The following is a 22,928-nucleotide window of genomic DNA, read 5'->3' as shown; positions in this document are numbered from 1 at the left end:
GCCGGCCCTCGCAGAGGGACCCTATCTTTCGTGACGCAAAAGTTCTTTTGTTTTGGTGCGATCAACAACAGAAGGAATAGTGGTTAATTATTCCCCTTTGTCGCCACATCGGATGGGTTTATTACCCGAGCCTTCAAACGGTCTCTTGTTCAAAGGCCCCTTACATCACCCTAGGCTATGGTGCTGCCGGGGGTGTTATAAGTAATGTGAATTAGTACTCAACTTTAGTGGTCTTAACGCTGACAGCTACACCAATAATGATGCAATCGTCTGCACGATCTGCACTATTGCCAGCAACAACAGTTGCCTTTGCAACATCCAAAGTGTACTCATACTTGACACTATCAGTGCTTTCAGGCAGATCCCCAACCTTTTCATCGATCACATCAGCGATGCTATTGGCAATCCACTCGTCAGAAGCAGTACCAGCAGTGTAGTACAGCTGATAGTAAGTGCCACTATTCTTATTCTTAGCCAAATTGCTGACACCGGTAAACTGATTCCAATTACCAGTAGTATAGTTCACACTGTTACCCACCACATACTTGGAAACAGCATTTGCAACGGCGCTATTGCTGTCCAGCACAACGATCTTATTCAGAGCATTACTACGATTACCCTCGGTAAACTCTACAGTCTTTGCGGCATACTCAATGCCATCGGCCAGCTTAGAATTGTTGCCAGCTTTCAGCAGTGCCTGAGTGGTTGCATTGGTCTTCTCCAGAACAGTGCTAGCAAAAGAGCTAGTAGCAGTATTCTGCTCGCCACTGGAAGCGGGATCCTTCTTATCAGTATCACCGCAAGCGGCCAGCATGCTGACAGCCATCACACCAGCAAGCATCAGAGAAGCAATTTTCTTGAGTTTCATAATGAATTTTTCCTCCTTAATGGTGTAAAAGATAGAGACCCAAAACAGGTTTCAAAGGAAGGTCCTTTCCTTTGTGTGCCTATAATACCATACCCCCCCCGGTGTCAAGACCCGATTTCAAGATTTTCCATTTTTGCTTAATTTTATATAGTTTGGGAAGGTCTATCTTGGATACAAGCCGTTTTGAGGTGGGAGAGGCGGAGGAGATTTCCCCGGTTCTGCCCTCTGATTCAAAAATTTGCGGCAGCAAATTCGCAAAGAGCAATATGATCCCGAACGGCAGAAAAATAGCTAAAACCGAACTTTAAAAACAAAAAATCCCCGCCCCAAACGGAGCGAGGATTTTGTCTTTGATCAATTTTGGGGACATACCGGCGCAGAACGCCGCTGAAACTTGAAATAAATAGGCTATGTCGGAGTTTGCATCGCACTGGGGCGCAGCCCCAAACGCCGGGAGCGAGCCAGAGCGTAACGGCCCCGCGGAACTGCCGGAGACCCGGAGAGTGCATGGTACCCAGTGAAACCTCTTGCGCTTAGCCAATTTTCTCTGCGGGCATGAATGCCCTTGTGAAAATCGGAGCGCTGCGCCAACGGCGGCTCCCTGTTTCATCCACTGGACGCGGTCGCCGCCGTTGCCTTTGCCTACTTTTCTTCCAGAAAAGTAGGTCAGAGGGTGCAGGACTGCTGGATGAGGCTGCGGATGTGGTGGACCAGCATTTCGAGGGCGGGGCCGTTCTCGCCGCCGTTGGGGACGATGATGTCGGCGGTGCGCTTGCTGGGCTCTACAAAGGCCTCGTGCATGGGCTTGACGGTGGTGAGGTACTGGGTGATGACGCTGTCCAGAGAGCGGCCCCGCTCCTTTACATCCCGCAGGATGCGGCGGAGAATCCGCTCGTCGGCGTCGGTGTCCACAAAAATCTTGTAGTCAAACAGCTCCAGCAAGGCCGGCTCAGTGAAGGGCAGAATCCCCTCCACAATTAGGACCGGCGCCGGTTCGATGTGCCGCACCTCGTCCGACCGGTTGTGAATCGAATAGTCGTAGACCGGGCAGTCGATGGCCCGGCCTGCCTTCAGCTCCTTCAGGTGATGAACCAGAAGGTCGTTGTCGAAGGCGTCGGGGTGGTCGTAGTTCAGCAGGCACCGCTTTTCATAGGGCAGCTCGTCATGGCGCTTGTAGTAGCTGTCGTGAGGGATCAGCCGTACTTCTTCCTCCCCAAACCGTGCTTTCAGGCGAAGGGCCAGGGTCGTTTTGCCGCTGCCCGAACCACCCGCAATGCCGATAATCAGACTGTTCATCATGTACCTCCCTGCGTGGTCTGGCGCAGCAGACCGCTTTGTAGTATACTGGTCCCAGCGCTTTTGTTACCCAAAGGTAAAGCCGCTGTATATTCTACTTGTAATCATACCACAAAACGTTCCGTTTTGACAGTCTATCCCACGCCTCAGGAGGAATTTGCATGAAAAAGATTGTCTGTGCCCCCTACATCGACCAGACCCAGCGCTGGGTCAACGGCTGCGAGAGCATCAGCGCCGTGATGGCCCTGGGGGCTGTGGGGGTCTCGGTAGACCCCGACACCTTCATCCAGCGGGACCTGCCCCACGCCCCTTTCTGGGAGCAGGACGGGGAACTCTGGGGTCCCGACCCCCACTACGTCTATCCCGGTGACCCCCACGACCACACCGGCTACGGCTGCTACGCCCCCTGCATCTGCCAGGCCCTTCAGAGCGCGCTGGACGCTGCCGGCGCGTCGGACAGCCTGGAAGTGGTGGACGAGACCGGCCGCACCGCCGCCGAGCTCTGCGCCCGGTACATCGACGCCGGGCTGCCGGTGGTGTTCTGGGCCACTCTGGACTTTCAGCCGGTGCCCGGCGTGGACCGGTGGCGTCTGCCCAACGGCGAAGTCTTTGACTGGAAGCTGAACGAACACTGCCTGCTGCTGGTGGGCTACGACGAGGAAAACTACTGGTTCAACGACCCCTGGCACAACCACGGGGTCTGTCCCCAGCCCAAAGCCCTGGTGGAGGCCTGCCACCAGGCCCAGGGGATGTACGCCGTGGCCATTCGCCGCAAATAACCCCCTCTGAACACGCAAAAACCCGCCGCTCCTTTCGGAACGGCGGGCTTTTTATGTTGGTGCGCGGTCAGATGCGTTCCCCTGCCGGGTTCTCAGCGGCTGCATGCTGTCTCTCCCTGAAAAGGGATCTCCGAGAGGATGCAGGGGCCCGCCTTCTGTCTGCCCAAAAAGACATTACCAGAGGTTGGCGGTCTCGTTGTAGAGGCCCTCGTAGCTCTTGGCCGAGACGCTCCAGCTGAAGTCGCAGTTCATGGCGTACTCCACCAGGTGCTCCCAGTTCTCCTTGTCGTAGTAGGCGGCGTTGGCGCGGCAGCATGCGTCGTACAGCTCATGAGCGCTGTAGCCGGCAAAGGTGAAGCCGTTGCCGCTGCCCTTGCTGGAGTCATGGATGGAGTCACGCAGACCGCCGGTCTCGCGGACGATGGGCGGGGTGCCATAGCGGCAGGACACCATCTGGGCCAGGCCGCAGGGCTCGCTCTTGGACGGCATGATGAAGCAGTCTGCGCCAGCGTAGATCTGCTGTGCCAGGGCGCTGTTGAAGCCGATGTACACGCCTACACGGCCGGGACGGCGGGCGGCCAGATCCGAGAAGAAGCCCTCATACTGGCTCTCGCCGGTGCCCAGGATGACCAGCTCGATGCCCAGATCCACCAGGCCATCGGCGATGCTCTGGACCAGGTCGAAGCCCTTCATGCCCACCAGGCGGCTGACCATGGCAAAGACGGGGCTGCCGTCCTTGTGCAGGCCGAACTGATCCTGCAGGGCTGCCTTACAGGCCGCCTTGCCCTCGCGGAAGTTGGCGGTGCTGTAGTTGTAGGGGATGGAGGGATCGGTGGCGGGGTTGTTGGCGTCCTGATCGATGCCGTTCAGGATGCCGCACAGCTTATACTGCTTCTCCCGCAGCAGAGCGTCCAGGCCATAGCTGAACCAGGGGTCCAGAATCTCCTGTGCGTAGGAGGGGCTGACGGTGGTGATCTTGTCGGCGGTCTCGAAGGCGCCCTTCATGAAGTTGGCGCAGCCATCGTACTCCACAATGTGCTGATCCCGACGGCCAATGCCGCAGGTGTCCTCCAGGATGTCCAGACCATACTTGCCCTGATAGGCGATGTTGTGGATGGTGAAGATGGTCTTGATCCGGTTGAACTTATCCAGGTGACGGTAGTACAGGTTCAGGTACACGGGCACCAGAGCCGTCTGCCAGTCGTTGCAGTTGATGATGTCGGGGGTGAAGTCCAGATAGAACAGGGTCTCCAGCACCGCGCGGGAGAAGAATGCAAACCGCTCGCCGTCATCGTAGAAGCCGTACAGGCCGCGGCGCTTGAAATAATATTCGTTGTCCAGGAAGTAGTAGGTCACGCCGTCCCACTCTGCCTTGAACAGGCCGCAGTACTGGCTGCGCCAGCCCACAGGAACAGAATAGTTGGTGACGTACTCCAGGTGATCGCGGAAGCCGAGGTCGCCGTACAGGGGCATGATGACCCGGGCGTCCACGCCGTCCCGGACGAGGGCTTTGGGCAGGGCGCCCGCCACGTCAGCCAGACCGCCGGACTTGGCGAAGGGCGTAGCCTCCGACGAAGCATACAGAATTCTCATAGGGGTGTTCCCTCCTTCATTTTGGGTGGCGGCCGCTCAGACCATGTGGTTCTTCTGGACGTAGACCGGGAAGCTGGCGGTGCCCGACAGCTTCTTGCCGGCGGTGATCTTGACGTTCTTGTCGGTGACGACGTACTCCATCTCGACGTCCTTCTCGACCACGGTGTCCTGCATCAGGACGCAGTTGCGGACCACAGCACCCTTCTTGATCTTGACGCCGCGGAACAGAACACAGTTCTCCACGGTGCCCTCGATGGTGCAGCCGTCGGCCAGCAGGGAGTTGCTCACCTTGGAGCCGGAGACATACCGGGTGGGGTTGTCGTCGCGGATCTTGGTGTAAACGGGGCTGTTCTTGGGGAACAGAGCGTCCAGATTCTTCTCATCCAGCAGCTTCATGTTCTCGTCGAAGTAGCTCTTCATGTCGCAGATGTGGGCGACATAGCCGGTGTACTCCATGGCCTGGACGTTCAGGATGTTGACGTTGTGGGCCAGGATGTCCCGCTCGAAGTAGATCAGGCCGCGGGAGGTGGCGTCCTTCACCAGGCGGATCAGGGTCTCACGCTCCAGGACGTAGATGTTCAGGTCCAGGTTCTGGATGCCGGGGCGGTAATCGTTCAGCAGCAGCTCGGTGACGCGGCCGTCGCCGTCGATGGTCAGGGTGTAGTTGTCATCCTTGCGGCCCTCGGGGATCTCGGTCTTCTGGTAGGCGACGGTGACGTCGGCGCCGCTGGCCTGGTGAGCAGCCAGCAGGGCGTTGAAGTCAAAGTTCACGGCGATGTTGGCGTCGCACATGACCACATAGCGCTCCTTCTGGTGCTCCAGGAAGCCCAGGATGGAGGCCAGAGCCTCGACGCGGCCGGAATAAATCCGGACGCCCTTCTCAGCGAAGGGAGGCACGATGTTCAGGCCGCCGTGACGGCGAGCCATATCCCACTCGCGGCCGGTGCCCAGATGGTCCATCAGGGAGTGGTAGTTCTTGCGCACCACGATGGAAACATTGGTGATGCCGCAGTTGGACATACTGGAGAGCATGAAGTCCACCATGCGGTACCGTCCCGCGAAGGGGATGGACGCCATGGTGCGCTCCGTCACCAGCTCGGGTACGGTGTTATCATAGCTGTTGGGGAAAATAATGCCCAACGCATTGTTGTTCTGGCTCAGCATACTTCCTCGCCCTCCTTGACCGAATCAAATACTTTGGCGCCCTCTTTGACGACTGCGCCGGCGCCGACGGTGAGGCCGGTGCCCACGTGTGCGATGGGGCCGTCGCCGCCAATCTTGGCGCCTGCGCCCACCACGACATCCTCTGCCAGGATGCAGCGCTTGACCACAGCGCCAGCCTTGACCACGACGCCGTCCATCAGGACTGCATCCTCAACGGTAGCGCCGTCCTCGACGATGACGCCAGCCGACAGCACAGAGTGGGTGACGTTGCCATAGATGCGGCAGCCCTCGGTGATGAGGGAATCCTGCACCACGGCGCGGGGACCGATCTTCTGGGCGGGCAGGACGGGGTTGCGGCTGTAGATCTTCCACTCCTCATCGAACACGTCGATGCCGGAGTTCTCGGGGTCCAGGACCTCCATGTTGGCTTCCCACAGGCTGTCGATGGTGCCGACGTCACGCCAGTAACCCTTGAAGTGGTAGGCGTACATCTTGCGGCCGTCGCGCAGCAGGGCGGGGATGATGTTCATGCCGAAGTCGTTCTTGGAGTTGGGGTCAGCTTCGTCCTCCTCCAGGTACTTCTTCAGGATATCCCAGTTGAAGATGTAAATGCCCATGGAAGCCAGGTTGGACTTGGGTACGGGGGGCTTCTCCTGGAACTCGGTGATGCGGTCGTCCTCGTCCGCCACCATCAGGCCGAAGCGGGAAGCTTCCTTCCAGTCCACTTCCATGACGGCCACCGAGAAGTCGGCGCCCTTTTCCTTGTGGAAGCGCAGGAAGTCGGCATAATCCTGCTTGCAGATCTGGTCGCCGGACAGGATGATGACGTACTTGGGATCATAGGTCTCGATGAAGCTGATGTTCTGGTAGATGGCGTTGGCGGTGCCCTTGTACCAGTCGGTGCCCTTGGCCTGCTCGTACGGAGGCAGGGTGTGGACGCCGCCGTACAGGCGGTCCAGGTCCCAGGGCTGGCCGTTGCCGATGTACTCATTCAGCTTCTGGGGCTGATACTGAGTTGCGATACCGACGGTATCGATGCGGGAATTGACGCAGTTGGACAGCGGGAAGTCCACGATGCGGTACTTGCCGCCGAAGGACACCGCAGGTTTTGCCGTTTTCTGTGTCAGCGCGTACAAACGCGAGCCACGTCCGCCGGCAAGGATCATTGCCACGATTTCTTTTGCCATAACTTTATTCTCCCCTTTTGCTTTGCGCCCCTGTCGGTCAGGGGCGAAAATCAACAATTCAGAACCAGCCTCTCAGGCCCGGAGCCTGGCGGCCGGGCTGGCCGCCTTATTCTTCGGCAGCCTTCTCCGCCTTCGGCTTGCGGGTGCGCTTGGCGGCGGGCTTCTTCTCAGCCTTGGCCTCTTTTTCAGCCTTTTCCGCCTTGGTTTCCTTGGCGGGCGCGCCCTTCTCTACCTTGGACTTGGTGGTGCGCCGGGTGGTGGTCTTTTTCTCACCGGCGGCGGCCGTCTTGCGGGTAGTGGTCTTTTTGGCGGTGGTCTTTTCCTCGCCCTTTTCCGCCGCGGCCTTGGTGGTGCGGGTGGTCTTGGGCTTGGTCTCCTTCTTGGCGGGCACCTCGAAGTAGAGGGTACTCAGAGGAGGCAGGGTGAGGGTGATGCTCTGGTCAAATCCGTGCATCGGAACCTTCTTGGAGCGGATATTCTTGTTGTGGTGCTGGCCCGAGCCGCCGAACGCCGCATCGTCGCTGTTGAGGATCTCCTTGTAGCTGCCGGACACCGGCGCGCCCATGATGTAGCCCTCACGCAGGATGGGGGTGAAGTTGCAGACGATCAGGATCTGCTTGCCCGCGGCGTCCTTGCGCAGGAAAGCCACGATGCTCTGCTGATAGTCGTCCGGGACAATCCACTGGAAGCCCTCCCAGCTGTAGTCCACCTGCCAGAAGGCGGGGGTGTTCTTGTAGAACTGGTTGAGGGTCTTGACGTAATTCTGCAGCTCCTTGTGCTTGTCGTAGTCCAGCAGCATCCAGTCCAGAGGCCGTGCCTCATACCACTCGTTGAACTGGCCGAACTCCTGGCCCATGAACAGCAGCTTTTTGCCGGGGTGGGCCATCATGTAGCCGTAGAAGGTGCGCAGGTTGGCGAACTTGTCGTCGTACTCGCCCGGCATCTTGTTGATGAGGCTGCACTTGCCGTGGACCACCTCGTCGTGGCTGATGGGCAGCACAAAGTTCTCGCTGAATGCGTAGAAGAAGCTGAAGGTCACCTTGTTGTGGTTGTAGGAGCGGAACAGGGGATCGGTCTTCATGTAGCTGAGCATGTCGTTCATCCAGCCCATGTTCCACTTGAAGTTGAAGCCGAGGCCGCCGTCCGCGGCGGGCTTGGTGACGTTGGGCCAGGCCGTGGACTCCTCTGCGATCATGTATTTTTCGGGATGACGGGTCAGGATGGCGGTGTTGAGCTTGCGCAGGAACTCAATGGCTTCCAGGTTTTCCTTGCCGCCGTTGACGTTCTGCTCCCACTCGCCGTCCCGGCGGTTGTAGTCCAGGTACAGCATGGACGCCACCGCGTCCACCCGCAGGCCGTCGATATGATACTGCTCCAGCCAGTACAGGGCGCTGGAAATCAGGAAGCTCTGGACTTCCTTCATGCCGAAGTTGAAGACCATGGTGCCCCACTCTTTGTGCTCGCCGCGGCGGGGGTTGGGGTCCTCATAGCAGGGCTCGCCGTCAAACATGTACAGACCGAACTGGTCTTTGGGGAAGTGGGCGGGCACCCAGTCCATGATGACGCCGATGCCGGCTCTGTGCATCTTGTCCACAAAGGCCATCAGGTCCTTGGGGGTGCCGTAGCGGCTGGTGGGTGCGAAATAACCGCTCACCTGATAGCCCCAGCTGCCGTCGAAGGGGTACTCCATGATGGGCAGCAGCTCCACATGGGTGTAGCCCATGTCGGTCAGGTAGGGGATCAGCAGGTCGGCCAGCTCGGAGTAGTTGTAGGGGATGTAGTTCTCCCCATCCTGCTTCATCTTCCAGCTGCCGGCGTGCATCTCGTAGATGTTCATGGGGCCATTGATGCTGTCTTTGGCCTTCTGGGCGTCCATCCACTCGTTGTCGGTCCAGCCGAAGCCGGACAGGTCGTAGACCTTGCTGCCGTTGGAGGGCCGGGTCTCGGCGTGGAGGGCGTAGGGATCGGCCTTAAAGACCAGGTCCCCGGCCCGGGTGGTGACGCAATATTTATAGATGTCGAATTCCTTCATCCCGGGGATAAACAGCTCCCAGATGGAGGCGCCGTCGGTCTTTTTCATGGGATGGCTGCCCGGCTTCCAGCTGTTGAAGTCGCCCACCACGCTCACAGCGGTGGCGTGGGGCGCCCACACGCGGAAAAGAACGCCCTTTTCGCCGCCCTGTTCGGTCAGGTGCGAGCCAAAGAAGCGCTGGGCCTCGTAGTTGTTGCCTTGCTTATACAGATAGACCGGCAGATCGTCCTCCGGGTTGCGCGCTGTCTCCTCGGCCGGCTTTTCTGCCGCCGGTTTCTCCGCTGCCTGGATCATCTGTTCAGTGGTCTGTTTCAATTCATCGGTCTGTTTCATAATATGTGCAGCTCCTCCCTGGCGCAGACTGACGCCAGCCCGCATTTTCTGTAAAACTCCACAGGCCCTGCTGCGGCGCAGTTCAGGGCCCCGGTTGTCTCTACATTACTATATTAAATAATTCAAGGGGATTTTTCAAGGCCTTTTTCATAAAATCAGCCATAATCTTTTCGCTGAAAAAACCGGAAATAGACAGATAGCACAAATTTTGACTTTTTTTCTATGCAAACCTGACATAGCTTTTCCCCAAACGCGAAAAACCCCGTTCCTCTTTTCACAAAAAAGGAACAGGGTTTTATGGAATATTTATTCAGAAGCTTCAGCCAACGACGTAGACGTTGACATTGATGGCGCCGTTGATGACCGACTCAGCGTACGTCTCATAGAACAGGTCCACCAGGACGTGGCCGTCCTGCAGGGCGATGCCGGTGTCGGTGGCCACCGCATAGCCGTAGACAAACCGGCCGTCGGTGGAAGTGATATACAGCAGGGTGCCGTAGGGGATCACATCGGGGTCCACGGCCACGGTGCCGTAGCCCAGGCCCAGGCCCGAAGCACCATTGCCGGTGCGGGAATAATAGCCGGTGGCCTTGCCGGTCAGCACTTTGCTGTAGCTGGAGGGCGGGTTGGTGGTGCCGTCAGGACCGGTGACGGGAGAGACGGGCGCACCTGCGCCATAGGTCTTGAGCAGGGCGTCCTGGGGCTCCACAGTGGTGGTCACATCGGTGACGATGCTGTTCTCCAGCTCGCCGTCCACCCAGCGATGGCGGGTGGTGATGGCGCACTGGCCGTTGGAGCCGGCCTGGATGGTGGTGACGCGGTCGGTGTCACGGAAGTACAGGCTGGTGTAGACGTACTCGGTCTCGTAGGGGATGGTCTGGTACTCCACTGTCTCCTCATAGCGGACACGGTGGACCTCAATGCGGCTGCCAATGCCCACCAGGGAATCCTGCTCGGGGACGGTGTAGTCATCGGGTCCCAGGGTGATGCCGGCCTTTTCCAGGGCTTCGGCCACAGTACCGTAGACCATTTTGACAGGGATCTCCTGTCCATCGGCCTCCACGGTGACGGTGAAGGCACGCTCAATATTCAGGGTCGCCAGGCTGTCGCCGAAAGCGGTATAGTAGACGCGGTCGCCCTCGGCGGCTTCGATGCCGGAGAGGCTCATCAGACGGGTGGGGTCGCTCTCGCTGGTCAGAAGCAGCTGGCTGGCCCCATTGGAATCGGTTACATAGGTTACGCGGATGCTGACCGTGGTCAGGATCAGCGTCAGTGCAAGGCCGAGGCTCAGGATGCCCAGGGCAAACATACGGTGACGGGCCGTCGGTCTCTTTTCACGCTTACATTCGGAAGTGATACGAAACAACTCCTCTCTTTTTACAGTTTGGCTTTGTTTGCGGGCTGCTTCCTCCGCCCGCTGTTGGCCGGTTTAATGTCCCGGAACGCCGCCGGGCGCCGCCGCCAAAAGGACGGCGCTTAACATCTCTCTTTGTCTGTTTTATTCGCTGCATCGTGCGTTGGACACATCAAGGTAGCTGTCCTATCTTAGCAGACGAGCCGCGATTTGTCAAATCGGTCATCGGCAAATCGTTAGTTTTTTGACGTTCTTTTTCGTGCAATTTATACAATCTTTTTCTCACAACTTTGGTTTTTCCGTCTCCATCCTCCGATTTTCGATCGAAAAGTCCCCGCAATACTGTAACAGAAATTTAACATTTATTTTTCCATTTGGATGCAATTTTTCCCATGGGAGACCCTGCCAGCGGCAAAAAAATCCACTTTTTCGCGCAGCTTTTGCCTGCCAAAAGGACACGCTGTCCCTCCGGGCGGCGGGCCGTTACAATAGGGGCAGGCCGGCTGTATTCCGCCCGGTTTTCCTCCTCCGAAACCAGCGGGCGGCGATTTCGAACCGGCCGGTTCTTCTCCCCCTCAACACCCACCAAGCGGGGCGCGCCCGCCGCACCCCGGGAAAGGAAGGATCACACCCAACATGATGCACATTGAGATCACAGTCCGGCAGCTCTCGGGCTGTACCGATTTCATCCCCCGCCCCGCGCGGCTCCATCTGGGCAGCCAGAACGCCGAAGGGGTGGATACCCTGGCCTTCGCCCTGCCGGAGGAATGGGCCGGCAAGAGCGTTTCCCTCCACATCGAACAGGCCGACGGCGCCCTGCCGGCGCCCCTGCTGCTGGACGGCTCCGGCCAGGTGAAGGTGGACCGGCGTCTGACGGCGGCCCGATCGGGCCGGTGGATGCTCACCGCCACCGACGGCGCAGGCTACACCGCCTACACCCAGCCCGGCAGCTACGACACCTGGGAAACCCTCCCCACCGACGGCGACGCCGAGCCGCCTTCTTCCTCCCTGTACGAACAGTTCGTGGCCCAGGTCATGGCCAGCGCCGTGGAGGCCCAAAACTTCTCCCAGGCCGCGGCCCAGAGCGCCCAGAAAGCCGGCGATGCCGCCGGGCAGGCCGAGGCCTCCGTGTCCGCCGCAGGCGAACAGGTTGAGGCGGCCGCCGCCCAGGCCCAGGCGGCCAGTGCCAGCGCCGACCGGGCCGAGGCAGCCGCCCAGCGGGCGGAAGCCGTCGCCCCCGGGGAGGGTTCTGTTATCAGCGTCAACGGCAAGGGCGGACGGGTCCAGCTGGACGCCGGCGACGTGGGAGCCCTGCCCCTGCCCGCCGCCCCTGCTGCCGGGTGCCTGCTGCGCATCCAGGCCATTGACAGCGAGACCGGCGACGTCACCACCGAGACCATTCCCGAATCCGACCTGACCGGCTTTGTCCGCCGCACCGACAAGCCCACCGCCCAGGAGGCTGGTCCCATCAAACTGGGGTCCGGCTATGGCCTGACCCTCACCGCCCAGGGCGAACTCCGCCTGAGCCCCGCCACCAGCCAGCAGCTGGCCGCCATGGAGAACGGCTGGTCGCCCCTGACCCCCAGTCTGGTGCCCCTGGCGGTCAAGCTGGCCCTGTCCACCCTCTGGGAGGGAGCCGCCTGGACCGGCGAGGACCGGGCCGCGGCCTGCTCTACGCTGGGCGCCGCCCAAACCACCGTCCTGGACGCCCTGAAACAGAGCGTGGAGAGCCTGAGCCAGCGCGTGGAAGCGCTGGAGCTGAAATACGACACCGTCGTGACCGAGCACGCCTTTACGGCGGATCTGAGCACCCTGGACAACCTGACGGCCACCGGCATCTGGAACGCCGATGAAGCCCGCATTGAATTCTGAAAGGAGGAGTTTCTGCTATGGCATCCATTCTGTCTGCCCTCTCTGTGGGCAGCACCATTTCTTTAAAGGTAGACGGCACCGCCCAGGAATTCATCATTGTGCACCAGGGCAATCCCGATGCCGCCCTCTACGACGCCAGCTGCGACGGCACCTGGCTGATGATGAAAGACCTGCACTCCAAGCGGTCGTGGGGCAGCGTTACCGGCATCCATACCTGGCTGAACGAGAATTTTCTGCCTCTTTTGGACAGCACCGTCCAGGGCCAGGTCAAGACGGTGAAAATCCCCTATCTGGAGGGCAGCTCTCTTCACACCGCCGCCGAAGGCCTGGAAACCCGTATTTTTCTGCTCTCGGGCTATGAGCTGGGCTGGACCTCCGAGGACAAAACCGGCATGGCCGCCGACGGCAAGTGTCTGAAATACTTTGAAGGGTTCAGCACCGCCGACAGCCGCCGCGTCGCCAGCCTGGACGGCACCCCCACCTGGTACTGGACCCGTTCGCTTTACGCCGAGGGCAGCGAAAGCGTCTGGGTTGTTTCCAGCTCCTCCGGCGACTGTGCCCACCGGGAAGCATCCAGCAGCTACGGCATCCGGCCGATCCTTATCCTCCCCTCCTCGCTGCTGGTGGATGACAGCGGCAACATCCAGCCCAACGCCGCCCCCACCATCACCAGTCCCAGCGGGACCAACGGCGCCAGTCTGGGCATCCGGAATGCGCCCTTTGTGCTGGAATACACCGCCAGCGACCCCGAGGGCGCCGACGTCACCCTGACCGAACAGCTGGACACCCAGACCACCCGCACCCTGACGGCGGCCTCCGGCGCGCCGCAGCATTTCGGCGCCGTCAACGACAGCAAAGCCTTTCTGCCGCTGGCCAACGGCTCTCACACCCTGAAAGTCACCGCCAGCGACGGGATGGCTTCCAGTTCCCTGTCCCTGCTGTTTACCCGGGCGGTCACTTCGGCCAGTCTGACCATGGTCCAGCCCATGGTGGCATCCTCTCCCATTTCGGTGGCCGCCCTCACGGTGGGCGGAACCATTCCGGCCGACGCCGACTATACGGTAGAGGTCACCAACAATGCCCTGGACCCCGAGCCGGTCTGGCAGGACGCCACCGCCGCTGTCCGGGAAGGCCACAACATCCTGTTTGAAAACAAGGTTATGGAGAAAAGCCCCGCCTTCAATTTCCGCATTCAGGTGGCCCGCGGCACGTCCGGTACCGGCGGTTTCATCAACAGCATCACCGGCGCCTTCCAATAACCTCCCGCTTTTTCGAGAAAAAGCTTGGCAAAAAGCTTTACTGGGTACCATGAAGTTTCCAGGTCTCCGGCACTTCCGCGGGGCCGTTACGCTTCGGCTCGCTCCCGGCGTTTGGGGCTGTGCCCCGGTACGATGCAAACTGCCTCATAGCCTGATTTTCTGACCCACAGCAAAGCTTCATAAAATATCAAATCCCCGCTCCCATAAAAAGGAGCGGGGATTTACTTTGGGGACATACCGGTGCAGAACGCCGTTGAACCTCGGGATAAATAGGCCATGTCGGGGTTTGCATCGTACCGGGGCGCAGCCCGGGAACCTCATAAAGCGGCTGAAACCCTACCGCCGGCAGGGCCTTGTGAGGACCACAGCAGTCAGCGGTACCAGGTGAAAAGCTTTTTGCCTACTTTTTCTCGAAAAAGTAGGTGGAGGAGAGGGTGCGGCCCAGGGCGGCCAGGCGGGCCTGGACTTCGGCGGGTGCCACAATGGTGACCTTGCCCTCAAAACCGCAGACCCAGCCCAGGAAAGGCCCGCTGACGCAGACCGGGGTGGTGAAATGGAAAAATCCGTCCGCCTCGTCGATGTAGATGACGTCCCGGCCAAAACGGTCGATCATGGTCTCCCGGAGATCCGGCGTGCACCGGATGGTCACCCGGTATTCCGGGCCCCCATACATATTAAAGTGCTTTTTCAAATACACCGGCAGACTGAACTGATCGTAGAGGGCTTTGCCGCAGCAGGGCTGATCCTGCAGAACCTTCACATGGCTCATCCGATCCACCCGGTAATGCCGGATTCCCGCCGGCTGGCTGTAGTCCTGGTAGGCGATCAGATAATAGCTGCCGCCGTCCCAGGCCATCTGCCAGGGACTGACGGTATGGTCCTTGCCGTTGGCATAGTGAAAGGACACCTGCCGCCCGGTGTTGATGGCCTCGTGAAGGGCGTCGATGGTGTAGAGGACCTGTGGATTCTGGCTGCGGGGCCGCCCCGCCACATACACCTGACGCTGCAGCTGGGCCGCCTCATGATGAGAGGCCAGCTGTTCCAGCTTGCTGATGAGGGCGCCGGTCTTTTCCTGGGGAATGAACCGGCAGCTCTGGACTGCGTCCACCAGCAGCTTGAGCTCGGCCAGCTCAAAGGCCCGGTGGGCCAGCCAGTATCCGCCGCCCCGGCCCCGCTGCAGGACAATGTCATAGCCGATCTCCCGCAGGGCGTCGATGTCGGTGTAGATGCTCTTGCGCTCACAGGGTATCCCCTGGGCCTCCAGCATCTGGGCCAGCTGCGGCACCGTCAGACGGTGGTTTTCGTCGGTTTCTGTCTCAAAAATGCGCGCGAGGGCAAGCAGCTTGTGCTTCTGCTTTTCCTGTCTGGCCACGGGCGGACCCTCCTTTCCAGGTTCAGCCGGGTGTCTTTTTGTCGAACATGGCCCGCCGCCGGGTGGACAGCCGGAACATTTCCTCCAACCCTTCCCGGTCCCCGGCCGCCAGCGCGGCCCGCATCTGGGCCAGCGCCGCGTCAAACTGGTCGATCTCTGCAATCAGGTTGTCCTTGTTCCACAAAAACAGCTCCGACCACATGGTCTCGTTGATTTTGGCGATGCGGGTCAGATCCCGGAAGGAATCGCCCGTATACTCGCACAGGGCGGTGTTGTCGTTGGCGCACATCAGGCTCACCGCAATGGCGTGGCACAGCTGGCTGACATAGCCAATCATCCGGTCGTGCTCCTCCACCGTCAGAGTGGAAATGTGCTCAAACCCCAGAACCTGGGCCAGCTCGGTGGCCCAGACAATGGCTTTGGGGGTGTTCCGGGCGGTGGGGGTGATGATGAAGTTGGCCGGGGCAAAGTTCACCTCGGCGGCGTGCTCCACGCTGGAGGTCTCCCGGCCCGCCATGGGATGGCTGGCAATGAATTCCACTCCCTGCGGGCACATATCCTGAATTCGGTCCACCAGCCCGGTCTTGACGCCCGACACATCGGTGAAGATGCAGCCGGGCTTGATGAGATGCCCGTAGGTCTCGAACCACTCCAGCAGAGTGGTGGGGTACAGGCCGAAAATGATGTGGTCGGCCCCCGACACCAGGTCCTCAAAGTCCCGGGTCTTGCCGCTGCGGATGTAGCCCTTGTCCAGGGCATACTGCAAATGCTTTTCGCTGCGGTTGATGCCGTCCACCACAAAGCCGGCCCGGGTCAGCTCCAGGGCATATTTGCCCCCCAGCAGGCCCAGACCCACCACAAGATAGCGTTTGGATCGGTCAAGCATGGTATTCCACCTCCACACCCAGCTGCCGCACGGCGGCAAAGAAATCGGGCCAGCTCTTGCGGACCGCATCGGCCCCCTCGATGACGGCGGGCAGTCCCGCCGCCGCAGCCAGCACCGTCAGGCTCATGACCACCCGGTGGTCGTTGTGGCCGTCCAGAGGTTCCTGCGGGGCGCGGAGGGCACTCTCCCAAATCGTGATGGTGCCCCCCTCGCTCTCGATCTTGCCGCCGAACTTCCGCAATTCCTGTTCCATGGCCGCAATCCGGTCGCTCTCCTTGAGCCGGAGGCGGCCGGCATTGCGGATGACGGTTTTCCCGCTGCAGAACAGGCCCAGAACCATCAGGATGGGCCCCAGGTCGGGGCAGTCGGCCAGGTCGATCTCCACCCCATGCAGGGGACTTTTGACAAAGCGGACCCCGTCCGCTGCCGGATGAATCTCTGCGCCGCAGTCCCGGAGAATCTCCCGTATGACGGCGTCCCCCTGGAGGGTGTCGGGGTCCAGGCCGGTGACGGTCACGTCCCCGGCCAGAGCCCCCAGCACCGCCGGAAAGGCCGCCTGGCTCCAGTCGCCCTCAATGGCGGCATCCCGGGCGGTATAGCGCTGGTTTCCCGGCACCAGCAGGGTGTTTTGGTCCAGCCAGCGGCTTTCCACCCCAAAGGCGGCCTGGGCCGCCCGGGTCATCTGGATGTAGCTGCGGCTTTCCACCGGCGGGCGCAGGCAGAGGGTGCTGTCCCCCGCCAGCAGGGGCAGAGCAAACAGCAGCCCGCTGACAAACTGGCTGGACACATCCCCCGCCAGCTCAAACCGGCCGGCCTGCAGGGGGCCTGCCACCGTCAGGGCATCCCCCGCCGGTTCAAAGCGGAGGCCCTGCCGGGCAAACAGTTCCTGATAGACGCTCTGGGGGCGCTGCATCAGACGGCCCCGGCCGGTGAAGGTCACCGGCGCCCCGGTGAGGGCCGCCATCGGAATCAAGAAACGGAGGGTGCTGCCGCTCTCGCAGCAGTCCACCGGCCCGGCCGCCGGGCGGGGAAAACCCACTCCGGTGATGCGGGCCTGATGGTCCCCCGGCTCCACCGCCGCCCCAAAGGCGGCCGCGGCGGCCAGGGTGGCGTCAATGTCCTGGCTGTGGGCCAGGTTGGACAGGCGGGATGTTCCTTCCGCCAGAGCCGCACAGAGCACCGCCCGGTGGGCCATGCTCTTGCTGGGCGGGGCAGCCAGGACCCCGGCCGGAGCCGGCCCCGGCCTGATCTGGGCCCGCACCCCTTACATATCCCGGCCGATGGCCCAGGCAACCTGGCGGCACTTGGCCATGGCCTGGGCAAAGGCATCGGGAGTCAGGCACTGGGCGCCGTCGCTCCAGGCGTGGCGGGGATCATAGTGGACCTCCACCTCCAGGCCGTCGGCGCCGGCGGCCACCGCCGCGATCATCATGGGTTCCACCAGGTTGGCCTTGCCGGTGGCGTGGCTGGGGTCCACCACCACGGGCAGATGGGTCTTTTCGTGGATGATGGGCACAGCCGACAGGTCCAGGGTGTTGCGGGTGTACTTCTCAAAGGTTCGGATGCCGCGCTCGCAGAGGATGACGTTCTCATTGCCGCCGGCCATGATGTACTCGGCGCTCATGATCCACTCCTCGATGGTGTTGCACAGGCCCCGCTTGAGCAGAACCGGCTTGTGCATCTTGCCCACTGCCTTCAGCAGCTGGAAATTCTGCATATTCCGGGCGCCGATCTGAACCACGTCCACGTATTCCTCAAACTCGGGGATCCGGTCCTCGCTCATCAGCTCGGAGACGATGGGCAGGCCGGTGGCCTCCCGGGCCTTCACCATGTCCAGGATGCCCTCGGTCTCCAGGCCCTGGAAGGCATAGGGAGAGGTGCGGGGCTTATAGGCGCCGCCGCGGAACAGGGTGGCGCCGCCTGCCTTGACGCCGGCGGCGATCCGCTTGGCCTGCTCCTCGCTCTCAATGCTGCAGGGACCGGCCATGACGGCGATCTTCTCATGGCCGCCAATCTTGATGCCGCCGCAGTCGATGACCGAGTCGGCGGGGTGGAACAGGCGATTGGCCCGCTTATAGGGGGCCGACACGCGGGTGACGTTGTCCACCCAGGGGTTGGCCAGAATATCCCGCTCGTCCAGCTTGGTGGTATCGCCCACCAGGCCAAAGACGTTGTAATCGGTACCGGTGATGAGGGTCACCGACAGGCCCTGTTTCTCGAACTTGTCGACAATCTTGTCCAGTTCTTCCTGGGGAGTGCCTTTTTTGGTGGAAATAATCATGGGGAATCGTTCCTTTCTTTGTCATATTCATCGCTTCCCGGCGGCGGCTGGGGCGCTTCCCTCTCAGCCTTGTCTACTTTCCCACTGAATCCGTCTGCCCGGTCCAGCGCCGCAGAGGAAGGATTTATCCAAACAGGTTGTCCAGAGCGGCCAGAGCCCGGCTCACCGTCTGCTCCACCGTGCCGTCATTCCGGACAACGGCGTCCGCTGCCGCCTCATAGAGGGGCCGGCGCTGGGCTTCCATGGTCCGCAGGGCCTCGGGGCTGGAGGACAGGGGCCGTCCGCCCCCCACCGTCAACGCCTCCAGCGGCCGGTCGATGAACAGAATCACGCCGTTCTGGCGCAGGGCCCGGACGTTTTCCGCCCGCTTGACGGCTCCGCCGCCGCAGGAAATCAGCAGGCGGCTCTCTTTGCCAAAGCGGGCGGCCTGCTCAGCTTCCAGGGCCCGGAATCCCTCTTCGCCCTGAGCCTCAAAGATCTCCGGGATGCTGCACCCCGCCGCCCGGACGATTTCCTCGTCCAGGTCCACAAAGGTGCGGCCCAGCTTCCGGGCCAGAGCCCGGCCCAGGGTGGTCTTGCCGCAGGAGGGCATACCCACCAGGGAAATATTCAGAATTTCCGCCCGCAGGTCCGCCGAACCCCGGCGGATTTCCCCGGCGCGGTCGGCAAAGGGGGTGTCCAGGAAATATTCCGCGGCGTACACCGCCTGGGCCACCAGCATTTCCAGGCCGCAGGCGGTCACCGGGACCCCGGCCTCCTCCGCCCGGAGCAGCAGCTCGGTGCGGACCGGGTTATACACCACGTCCACCACCGCTTCCAGGCCGGTCATGGCGGCTACGTCCAGCGGGCAGACTCCCACGTCGGGGTACATCCCCGCCGGGGTGGTGTTGATGACAATTTGTGCCCCCGACCGGACCGCTTCCTCATAGGACAGCTCCCCTTTGGCCGGGTCGGGATGGCGGCTCACCGTCAGGACCCGGGCCGCGCCCTGGTCCCTGGCCACGGCGGCGGCGGTGTTGTGGGTGCCGCCGGTGCCCAGAATCAGCACCGTCCGGCCCTGAAACTCCACCCCGCGGCTGCTGCACAGCCAGGCAAAGCCCATATAGTCGGTGTTGTAGCCGTACAGTTTGCCGTCCCGGTTGACCACCGTATTCACCGCCCCAATGGCGGCGGCACGGGGGTCGATCTGGTCGCAGTATTCCATCACCAGCCGCTTATAGGGGATGGTGACGTTGATGGCCCGGAACGGCCGGGCTTCCAGAAAGGCCCGGGCCTCGGCCTCGGTGGGCAGGGGATGCAGCTCATATTTGTAGCCGCACAGCCGCTCATGGATGATCTTGGAGTAGGAGTGGCCCAGCTTGGAGCCGATCAGACCGTATTCCATCTCAGCAGCCCTCCTCAGCCCGGAAATCCTCCGGCCGCACCATCCAGGTTTCCCCATAGCGGGCGGTCATCAGGTCCCCGATGGCCACTGCGGCGGCACAGGTCTGCACCACCGCCGCCCGGGGCACAATGCAGGGGTCGTGGCGGCCCTTGATGGACAGCAGGGCGTTTTCCCCTGCGGTATAATCCACAGTGTGCTGTTCTTTATAGATGCTGGGGGTGGGCTTGACCACGGTGCGGAACACCACCGGCATTCCGTTGGTCAGGCCGCCGTTGACCCCGGCGTTGCGGTTGGTCTCGGTGACCACACGGCCCGATTCCATCCGCAGGGGGTCGTTGGCCTGGCTGCCCCGCAGGGCCGCAAAGCCGAAGCCCTCCCCAAATTCAATCCCCTTGACGGCGGGCACCGAAAAGGCCAGATGGGCCAGCTGGCTCTCCACGCTGTCAAAAAAGGGTTCGCCCACCCCGGCGGGCAGGCCCAGAATGGCGGTTTCCAGAATGCCGCCCACGCTGTCCCCCTCGGCGCCGGCGGCCCGGATGGCCGCCTGCATGGGAGCTTCCGCCGCCGGGTCCAGCAGGGCAAAGCCTGCGCCCCGCCCGGCCAGGGCGTCTGCCTGCGCGGCCAGAACCTCCGGGTGGTCCCGGTCAAAGGGGGTGTCGCTGATGCCGGCGCACTGGGCGATGTGGGTCACAATCCGGACCCCGGCCCGTTCCAGGGCCCCCAGTATGATTCCGCCCCCCGCCACCAGACCGGCGGTGATCCGGCCCGAGAAGTGGCCGCCGCCCCGGGCGTCCTGAAAGCCCCGATACCGGGCGTAGGCGGTATAATCCGCGTGGCCGGGCCGGAGCAGGGCCGCAGTGGCGGCATAGTCGCCGCTGCGGGTGTTCTGGTTCTCAATCATCAGGGTGATGGGGGTGCCGGTGGTGTGGCCCTGCACCACGCCGGACAGGATGCGGACGGCGTCCGCCTCCACCCGGGCGGTGGACAGGCCATCCCCCCGGGCCCGGCGCTTGTCCATCAGGGCAGCCAGGGCGGCCTCGTCCACCGGAACCCCGGCGGCCATGCCGTCCAGCACCGCCCCCACGGCGGCGCCGTGGCTCTCCCCGAAAATGGTCAGGCTCAGGCTGGAGCCAAAGGTGTTTTTCATCCCTTATTCCTCCAGACCCAGCAGGGCGCGCAGGCCCTCCACCGGGATGCTCTCGGCCCGCCAGCAGCCCAGACCCGGCACCTTGATGACGGTGATCTGGCCGCCCTGGGCCTTCTTGTCGTGGAGCATTTCGGCGTAGACTTTTTCCTTGTCAAAGCCGGCGCGGGTGGGCAGGCCCAGACGCCGGTACACCGCCCGGGTCCGCTTGCGCAGGGCGTTGCTCTCGATCATGGGCAGCATGCCCAGAGCCACGCATTCCCCGTGGTACAGGCCGGTGGTCCGGCGGCCCTTGATGCCCTTCACCGCCTCGATGCCGTGGCCGATGGTATGGCCGAAATTCAGGGCCCGGCGGGCGCCCCGCTCGGTCTCGTCCTGCTCCACGATGCCCTTCTTGAATTTCAGGCTGCGGTAGATGATGGTATCGATATCGGCGTCGATGTCGCCGTTTTCAAAGATGCCGAACAGCTCGGGGTCGGCCAGCAGGCCGGCCTTCACGGCCTCGGCCAGGCCGTTGATATAGTGGCGGCGGGGCAGGGTGGACAGGGTGTCGGCGTCCACAATCACCAGCTTGGGCTGCCAGAAGGCGCCCACAATGTTCTTGGTGTCCCCCAGGTCCACGGCGGTCTTGCCGCCGATGGAGGAATCAATCATGGACAGGGTGGTGGTGGGGCAGTTGATAAAGTCGATGCCCCGCATATAGATGGCCGCCGCAAAGCCGGCCAGGTCGCCCACCACGCCGCCGCCCACGGCGATCACCAGGTCCCCGCGGCCCATCCCAAAGGCCAGCATCTGGTTCAGGACCGATTCCAGGGTTTTCATGCTCTTGCTGGCCTCGCCCTGGGGCACCGTGATGATGACCGACTCGCGGCACTGGTCGGCCACCTGCCGGGCATAGATCTCCGGCACGCCGCTGTCGGTGACCACCGCCACCCGGCGGTTGAGGTTGGCGAACTGATAGAGGTTCTGCAGGGCGCCCCGGCGCAGAATGATCTCATAGCTGCGGGAGCCCAGGTTCATGGTCAGTTTGGTGCCGAGAAACGCTTCACTCATTTTGTATACACTCCTAACATGCGTACCGTCCGGCAGGTGCTGTCGAGGTCCCGCAGCAGGGCTTCACTCTCGGCCCCGGCGGGATCGCCCACCAGCTCGGCGTAAAAATAATATTCAAAGGGCATGCGGGGCATGGGCCGGCTCTTGATGGACTCCATATTGAAGCCCGAAGCGCCGATCTTCTGGATCACCGCCGCCAGCTTGCCGGGCTTGTTGTCCACCGTGAACAGCAGGGAAAACCGGTTGCCCCGGGTGGGTTTTTCCCGGCTGATGACAATAAAGCGGGTGGTGTTGTCTCCGTCGGTGTTGATGTCGGGCACCAGCACCTCCAGGCCGTAGAGGTCGGCGGTCTCCCGGCTGGCGATGGCCGCCAGGGTCCGGTCGCCGCTCTCGGCCACGTATTTCGCAGCCATGGCGGTGTTGGCCATGGCGGTGCAGGGGAGCCGCATCTGTTTCAGGAAGGTCTCGCTCTGGGAGATGGCCTGCTGATGGCTGTAGACGTGCCGGATCTCGGGCAGAGTCACCCCCGGCAGCACCAGCAGGTTCTGCCGCACCGGCAGGTCATACACCTGCACCACCCACAGTTCCGGGTGGTTGTAGCACAAATCCAGCACCGCCGACACGTCCCCGGCGTGACTGTTCTCAAAGGGCACCACGCCATAGGCGGCGTCTCCCTCCGAAACCCGGCTGAACACCTCGTCCCAGGTGGGGCAGCTCACCGCTTCGGCGTGGGGAAACAGGTTTTTCAGGGCGATGTGGGCGAAAGCCCCCTCCACCCCCTGATAGGCCACCCGGTTCTGCCCCAGCAGCAGCGCCTCATACTGGCGGGCCACCGCCATCCGGTTCCGGACATGATCCAGATAATAAGGCCGCAGGGCCGGGTCCTCAATCCGCTGGGCCGACCGCTCCAGCACCTGTTCCTCCCGGGCGGGGTCATGGATGGGCAGGCCGTGTTCCTTTTTATATTGGGCCACCTGCACCACCGCCCGCATCCGCCGCTCAAACAGCGCCGCCAGCTGTGCGTCCACTTCGTCGATTTCCCGCCGGGCCTGTTCCAGCTGATCCATCGCG

General features: G+C 61.9%; 19 protein-coding genes. 4 read left to right on the top strand and 15 right to left on the bottom strand.

The window, feature by feature from the left end; all coding sequences use genetic code 11:
• Nucleotides 1–211: 211 nt before the first annotated feature.
• The gene (locus tag B5E67_RS08845) at nucleotides 212–868 is read right to left on the bottom strand and encodes a hypothetical protein (RefSeq protein WP_087384770.1); all 657 of its coding nucleotides are present in this window, start codon (nucleotides 866–868) and stop codon (nucleotides 212–214) included.
• A gap of 167 nt (nucleotides 869–1,035) precedes the next feature.
• Between B5E67_RS08845 and B5E67_RS15610 the strand changes: the two genes are divergently transcribed.
• Complete coding sequence (locus B5E67_RS15610) at nucleotides 1,036–1,176, top strand: hypothetical protein (protein ID WP_158098864.1); 141 nt, start codon at nucleotides 1,036–1,038, stop codon at nucleotides 1,174–1,176.
• A gap of 358 nt (nucleotides 1,177–1,534) precedes the next feature.
• On the opposite strand, the gene udk is transcribed toward B5E67_RS15610, so the two are convergent.
• Complete coding sequence (gene udk / locus B5E67_RS08840) at nucleotides 1,535–2,164, bottom strand: uridine kinase (RefSeq protein WP_087384768.1); 630 nt, start codon at nucleotides 2,162–2,164, stop codon at nucleotides 1,535–1,537.
• Nucleotides 2,165–2,325: 161 nt separating this feature from the next.
• On the opposite strand from udk, the gene B5E67_RS08835 reads away from it, so the two are divergent.
• Entirely contained in the window at nucleotides 2,326–2,943 is a 618-nt protein-coding gene (locus B5E67_RS08835) for a C39 family peptidase (RefSeq protein WP_087366844.1), read from the top strand.
• Nucleotides 2,944–3,117: 174 nt separating this feature from the next.
• Here the strand turns inward: B5E67_RS08835 and B5E67_RS08830 are convergent, their stop codons facing one another.
• The 5 genes from B5E67_RS08830 to B5E67_RS08810 all read right to left on the bottom strand — a co-directional run bounded on the left by B5E67_RS08830 (nucleotide 3,118) and on the right by B5E67_RS08810 (nucleotide 10,618).
• Nucleotides 3,118–4,536: a glycogen synthase gene (locus tag B5E67_RS08830; protein ID WP_087384767.1), complete on the bottom strand. Its 1,419-nt coding sequence runs from the start codon at nucleotides 4,534–4,536 to the stop codon at nucleotides 3,118–3,120.
• A gap of 36 nt (nucleotides 4,537–4,572) precedes the next feature.
• Nucleotides 4,573–5,700 (bottom strand): glucose-1-phosphate adenylyltransferase subunit GlgD, encoded by a 1,128-nt coding sequence (gene glgD, locus B5E67_RS08825; protein ID WP_087384765.1) that lies wholly within the window; start codon nucleotides 5,698–5,700, stop codon nucleotides 4,573–4,575.
• Nucleotides 5,694–6,887: a glucose-1-phosphate adenylyltransferase gene (locus B5E67_RS08820; protein ID WP_087245976.1), complete on the bottom strand. Its 1,194-nt coding sequence runs from the start codon at nucleotides 6,885–6,887 to the stop codon at nucleotides 5,694–5,696. The genes glgD and B5E67_RS08820 overlap by 7 nt, the downstream gene beginning before the upstream one ends.
• A gap of 106 nt (nucleotides 6,888–6,993) precedes the next feature.
• A complete protein-coding gene (glgB, locus tag B5E67_RS08815; RefSeq protein ID WP_087384781.1) occupies nucleotides 6,994–9,213 on the bottom strand; it encodes a 1,4-alpha-glucan branching protein GlgB in 2,220 nt (739 codons plus the stop codon).
• Between the two features lie 358 nt (nucleotides 9,214–9,571).
• The gene (locus B5E67_RS08810) at nucleotides 9,572–10,618 is read right to left on the bottom strand and encodes a 3D domain-containing protein (RefSeq protein WP_242956896.1); all 1,047 of its coding nucleotides are present in this window, start codon (nucleotides 10,616–10,618) and stop codon (nucleotides 9,572–9,574) included.
• Between the two features lie 624 nt (nucleotides 10,619–11,242).
• On the opposite strand from B5E67_RS08810, the gene B5E67_RS08805 reads away from it, so the two are divergent.
• Nucleotides 11,243–12,478 (top strand): hypothetical protein, encoded by a 1,236-nt coding sequence (locus tag B5E67_RS08805; RefSeq protein WP_087384762.1) that lies wholly within the window; start codon nucleotides 11,243–11,245, stop codon nucleotides 12,476–12,478.
• Between the two features lie 17 nt (nucleotides 12,479–12,495).
• Nucleotides 12,496–13,737 carry a DUF6273 domain-containing protein gene (locus B5E67_RS08800; RefSeq protein WP_087384760.1) on the top strand — a complete coding sequence of 414 codons (1,242 nt, stop codon included), beginning with the start codon at nucleotides 12,496–12,498 and terminating at the stop codon, nucleotides 13,735–13,737.
• Between the two features lie 400 nt (nucleotides 13,738–14,137).
• Here the strand turns inward: B5E67_RS08800 and B5E67_RS08795 are convergent, their stop codons facing one another.
• From B5E67_RS08795 to B5E67_RS08760, 8 genes are all read right to left on the bottom strand, one after another.
• Nucleotides 14,138–15,109 (bottom strand): transcriptional regulator, encoded by a 972-nt coding sequence (locus B5E67_RS08795; protein ID WP_087366870.1) that lies wholly within the window; start codon nucleotides 15,107–15,109, stop codon nucleotides 14,138–14,140.
• A gap of 22 nt (nucleotides 15,110–15,131) precedes the next feature.
• Nucleotides 15,132–15,995: a prephenate dehydrogenase gene (locus tag B5E67_RS08790; RefSeq protein ID WP_087384758.1), complete on the bottom strand. Its 864-nt coding sequence runs from the start codon at nucleotides 15,993–15,995 to the stop codon at nucleotides 15,132–15,134.
• Nucleotides 15,988–17,256 (bottom strand): 3-phosphoshikimate 1-carboxyvinyltransferase, encoded by a 1,269-nt coding sequence (gene aroA, locus B5E67_RS08785; RefSeq protein WP_087384757.1) that lies wholly within the window; start codon nucleotides 17,254–17,256, stop codon nucleotides 15,988–15,990. The genes B5E67_RS08790 and aroA overlap by 8 nt, the downstream gene beginning before the upstream one ends.
• Nucleotides 17,257–17,259: 3 nt before the next feature.
• Nucleotides 17,260–18,276 carry a 3-deoxy-7-phosphoheptulonate synthase gene (aroF, locus tag B5E67_RS08780; RefSeq protein ID WP_087245989.1) on the bottom strand — a complete coding sequence of 339 codons (1,017 nt, stop codon included), beginning with the start codon at nucleotides 18,274–18,276 and terminating at the stop codon, nucleotides 17,260–17,262.
• 124 nt (nucleotides 18,277–18,400) lie between these two features.
• Nucleotides 18,401–19,660: a shikimate kinase gene (locus tag B5E67_RS08775; RefSeq protein WP_087384756.1), complete on the bottom strand. Its 1,260-nt coding sequence runs from the start codon at nucleotides 19,658–19,660 to the stop codon at nucleotides 18,401–18,403.
• A gap of 1 nt (nucleotide 19,661) precedes the next feature.
• Nucleotides 19,662–20,807: a chorismate synthase gene (aroC, locus tag B5E67_RS08770; protein WP_087384754.1), complete on the bottom strand. Its 1,146-nt coding sequence runs from the start codon at nucleotides 20,805–20,807 to the stop codon at nucleotides 19,662–19,664.
• 3 nt (nucleotides 20,808–20,810) lie between these two features.
• Nucleotides 20,811–21,857 (bottom strand): 3-dehydroquinate synthase family protein, encoded by a 1,047-nt coding sequence (locus B5E67_RS08765; protein ID WP_087245995.1) that lies wholly within the window; start codon nucleotides 21,855–21,857, stop codon nucleotides 20,811–20,813.
• Nucleotides 21,854–22,924 (bottom strand): prephenate dehydratase domain-containing protein, encoded by a 1,071-nt coding sequence (locus B5E67_RS08760; protein WP_087366887.1) that lies wholly within the window; start codon nucleotides 22,922–22,924, stop codon nucleotides 21,854–21,856. Before B5E67_RS08760 ends, B5E67_RS08765 begins: the two co-directional genes overlap by 4 nt.
• Between the last annotated feature and the right edge of the window lie 4 nt (nucleotides 22,925–22,928).

The sequence above is a fragment of the Faecalibacterium sp. An122 genome (assembly GCF_002160895.1).
Taxonomy (GTDB): Bacteria; Bacillota; Clostridia; order Oscillospirales; family Ruminococcaceae; genus Faecalibacterium.
Note: the sequence above shows the minus strand (reverse complement) of the source record. Positions and strands in the feature narration are given on the sequence as shown.

Coding starts and splice junctions, on each gene's coding strand:
- aroC (WP_087384754.1), bottom strand. CDS start 20,807: ATGAAAAACACCTTTGGCTCCAGCCTGAGCCTGACCATTTTCGGGGAG.
- B5E67_RS08845 (WP_087384770.1), bottom strand. CDS start 868: ATGAAACTCAAGAAAATTGCTTCTCTGATGCTTGCTGGTGTGATGGCT.
- glgB (WP_087384781.1), bottom strand. CDS start 9,213: ATGATCCAGGCAGCGGAGAAACCGGCGGCAGAAAAGCCGGCCGAGGAG.
- B5E67_RS08765 (WP_087245995.1), bottom strand. CDS start 21,857: ATGAGTGAAGCGTTTCTCGGCACCAAACTGACCATGAACCTGGGCTCC.
- glgD (WP_087384765.1), bottom strand. CDS start 5,700: ATGCTGAGCCAGAACAACAATGCGTTGGGCATTATTTTCCCCAACAGC.
- aroF (WP_087245989.1), bottom strand. CDS start 18,276: ATGATTATTTCCACCAAAAAAGGCACTCCCCAGGAAGAACTGGACAAG.
- B5E67_RS08760 (WP_087366887.1), bottom strand. CDS start 22,924: ATGGATCAGCTGGAACAGGCCCGGCGGGAAATCGACGAAGTGGACGCA.
- B5E67_RS08830 (WP_087384767.1), bottom strand. CDS start 4,536: ATGAGAATTCTGTATGCTTCGTCGGAGGCTACGCCCTTCGCCAAGTCC.
- udk (WP_087384768.1), bottom strand. CDS start 2,164: ATGAACAGTCTGATTATCGGCATTGCGGGTGGTTCGGGCAGCGGCAAA.
- B5E67_RS08775 (WP_087384756.1), bottom strand. CDS start 19,660: ATGGAATACGGTCTGATCGGCTCCAAGCTGGGCCACTCCTACTCCAAG.
- B5E67_RS08820 (WP_087245976.1), bottom strand. CDS start 6,887: ATGGCAAAAGAAATCGTGGCAATGATCCTTGCCGGCGGACGTGGCTCG.
- B5E67_RS08790 (WP_087384758.1), bottom strand. CDS start 15,995: ATGCTTGACCGATCCAAACGCTATCTTGTGGTGGGTCTGGGCCTGCTG.
- B5E67_RS08835 (WP_087366844.1), top strand. CDS start 2,326: ATGAAAAAGATTGTCTGTGCCCCCTACATCGACCAGACCCAGCGCTGG.
- B5E67_RS08800 (WP_087384760.1), top strand. CDS start 12,496: ATGGCATCCATTCTGTCTGCCCTCTCTGTGGGCAGCACCATTTCTTTA.
- B5E67_RS08805 (WP_087384762.1), top strand. CDS start 11,243: ATGATGCACATTGAGATCACAGTCCGGCAGCTCTCGGGCTGTACCGAT.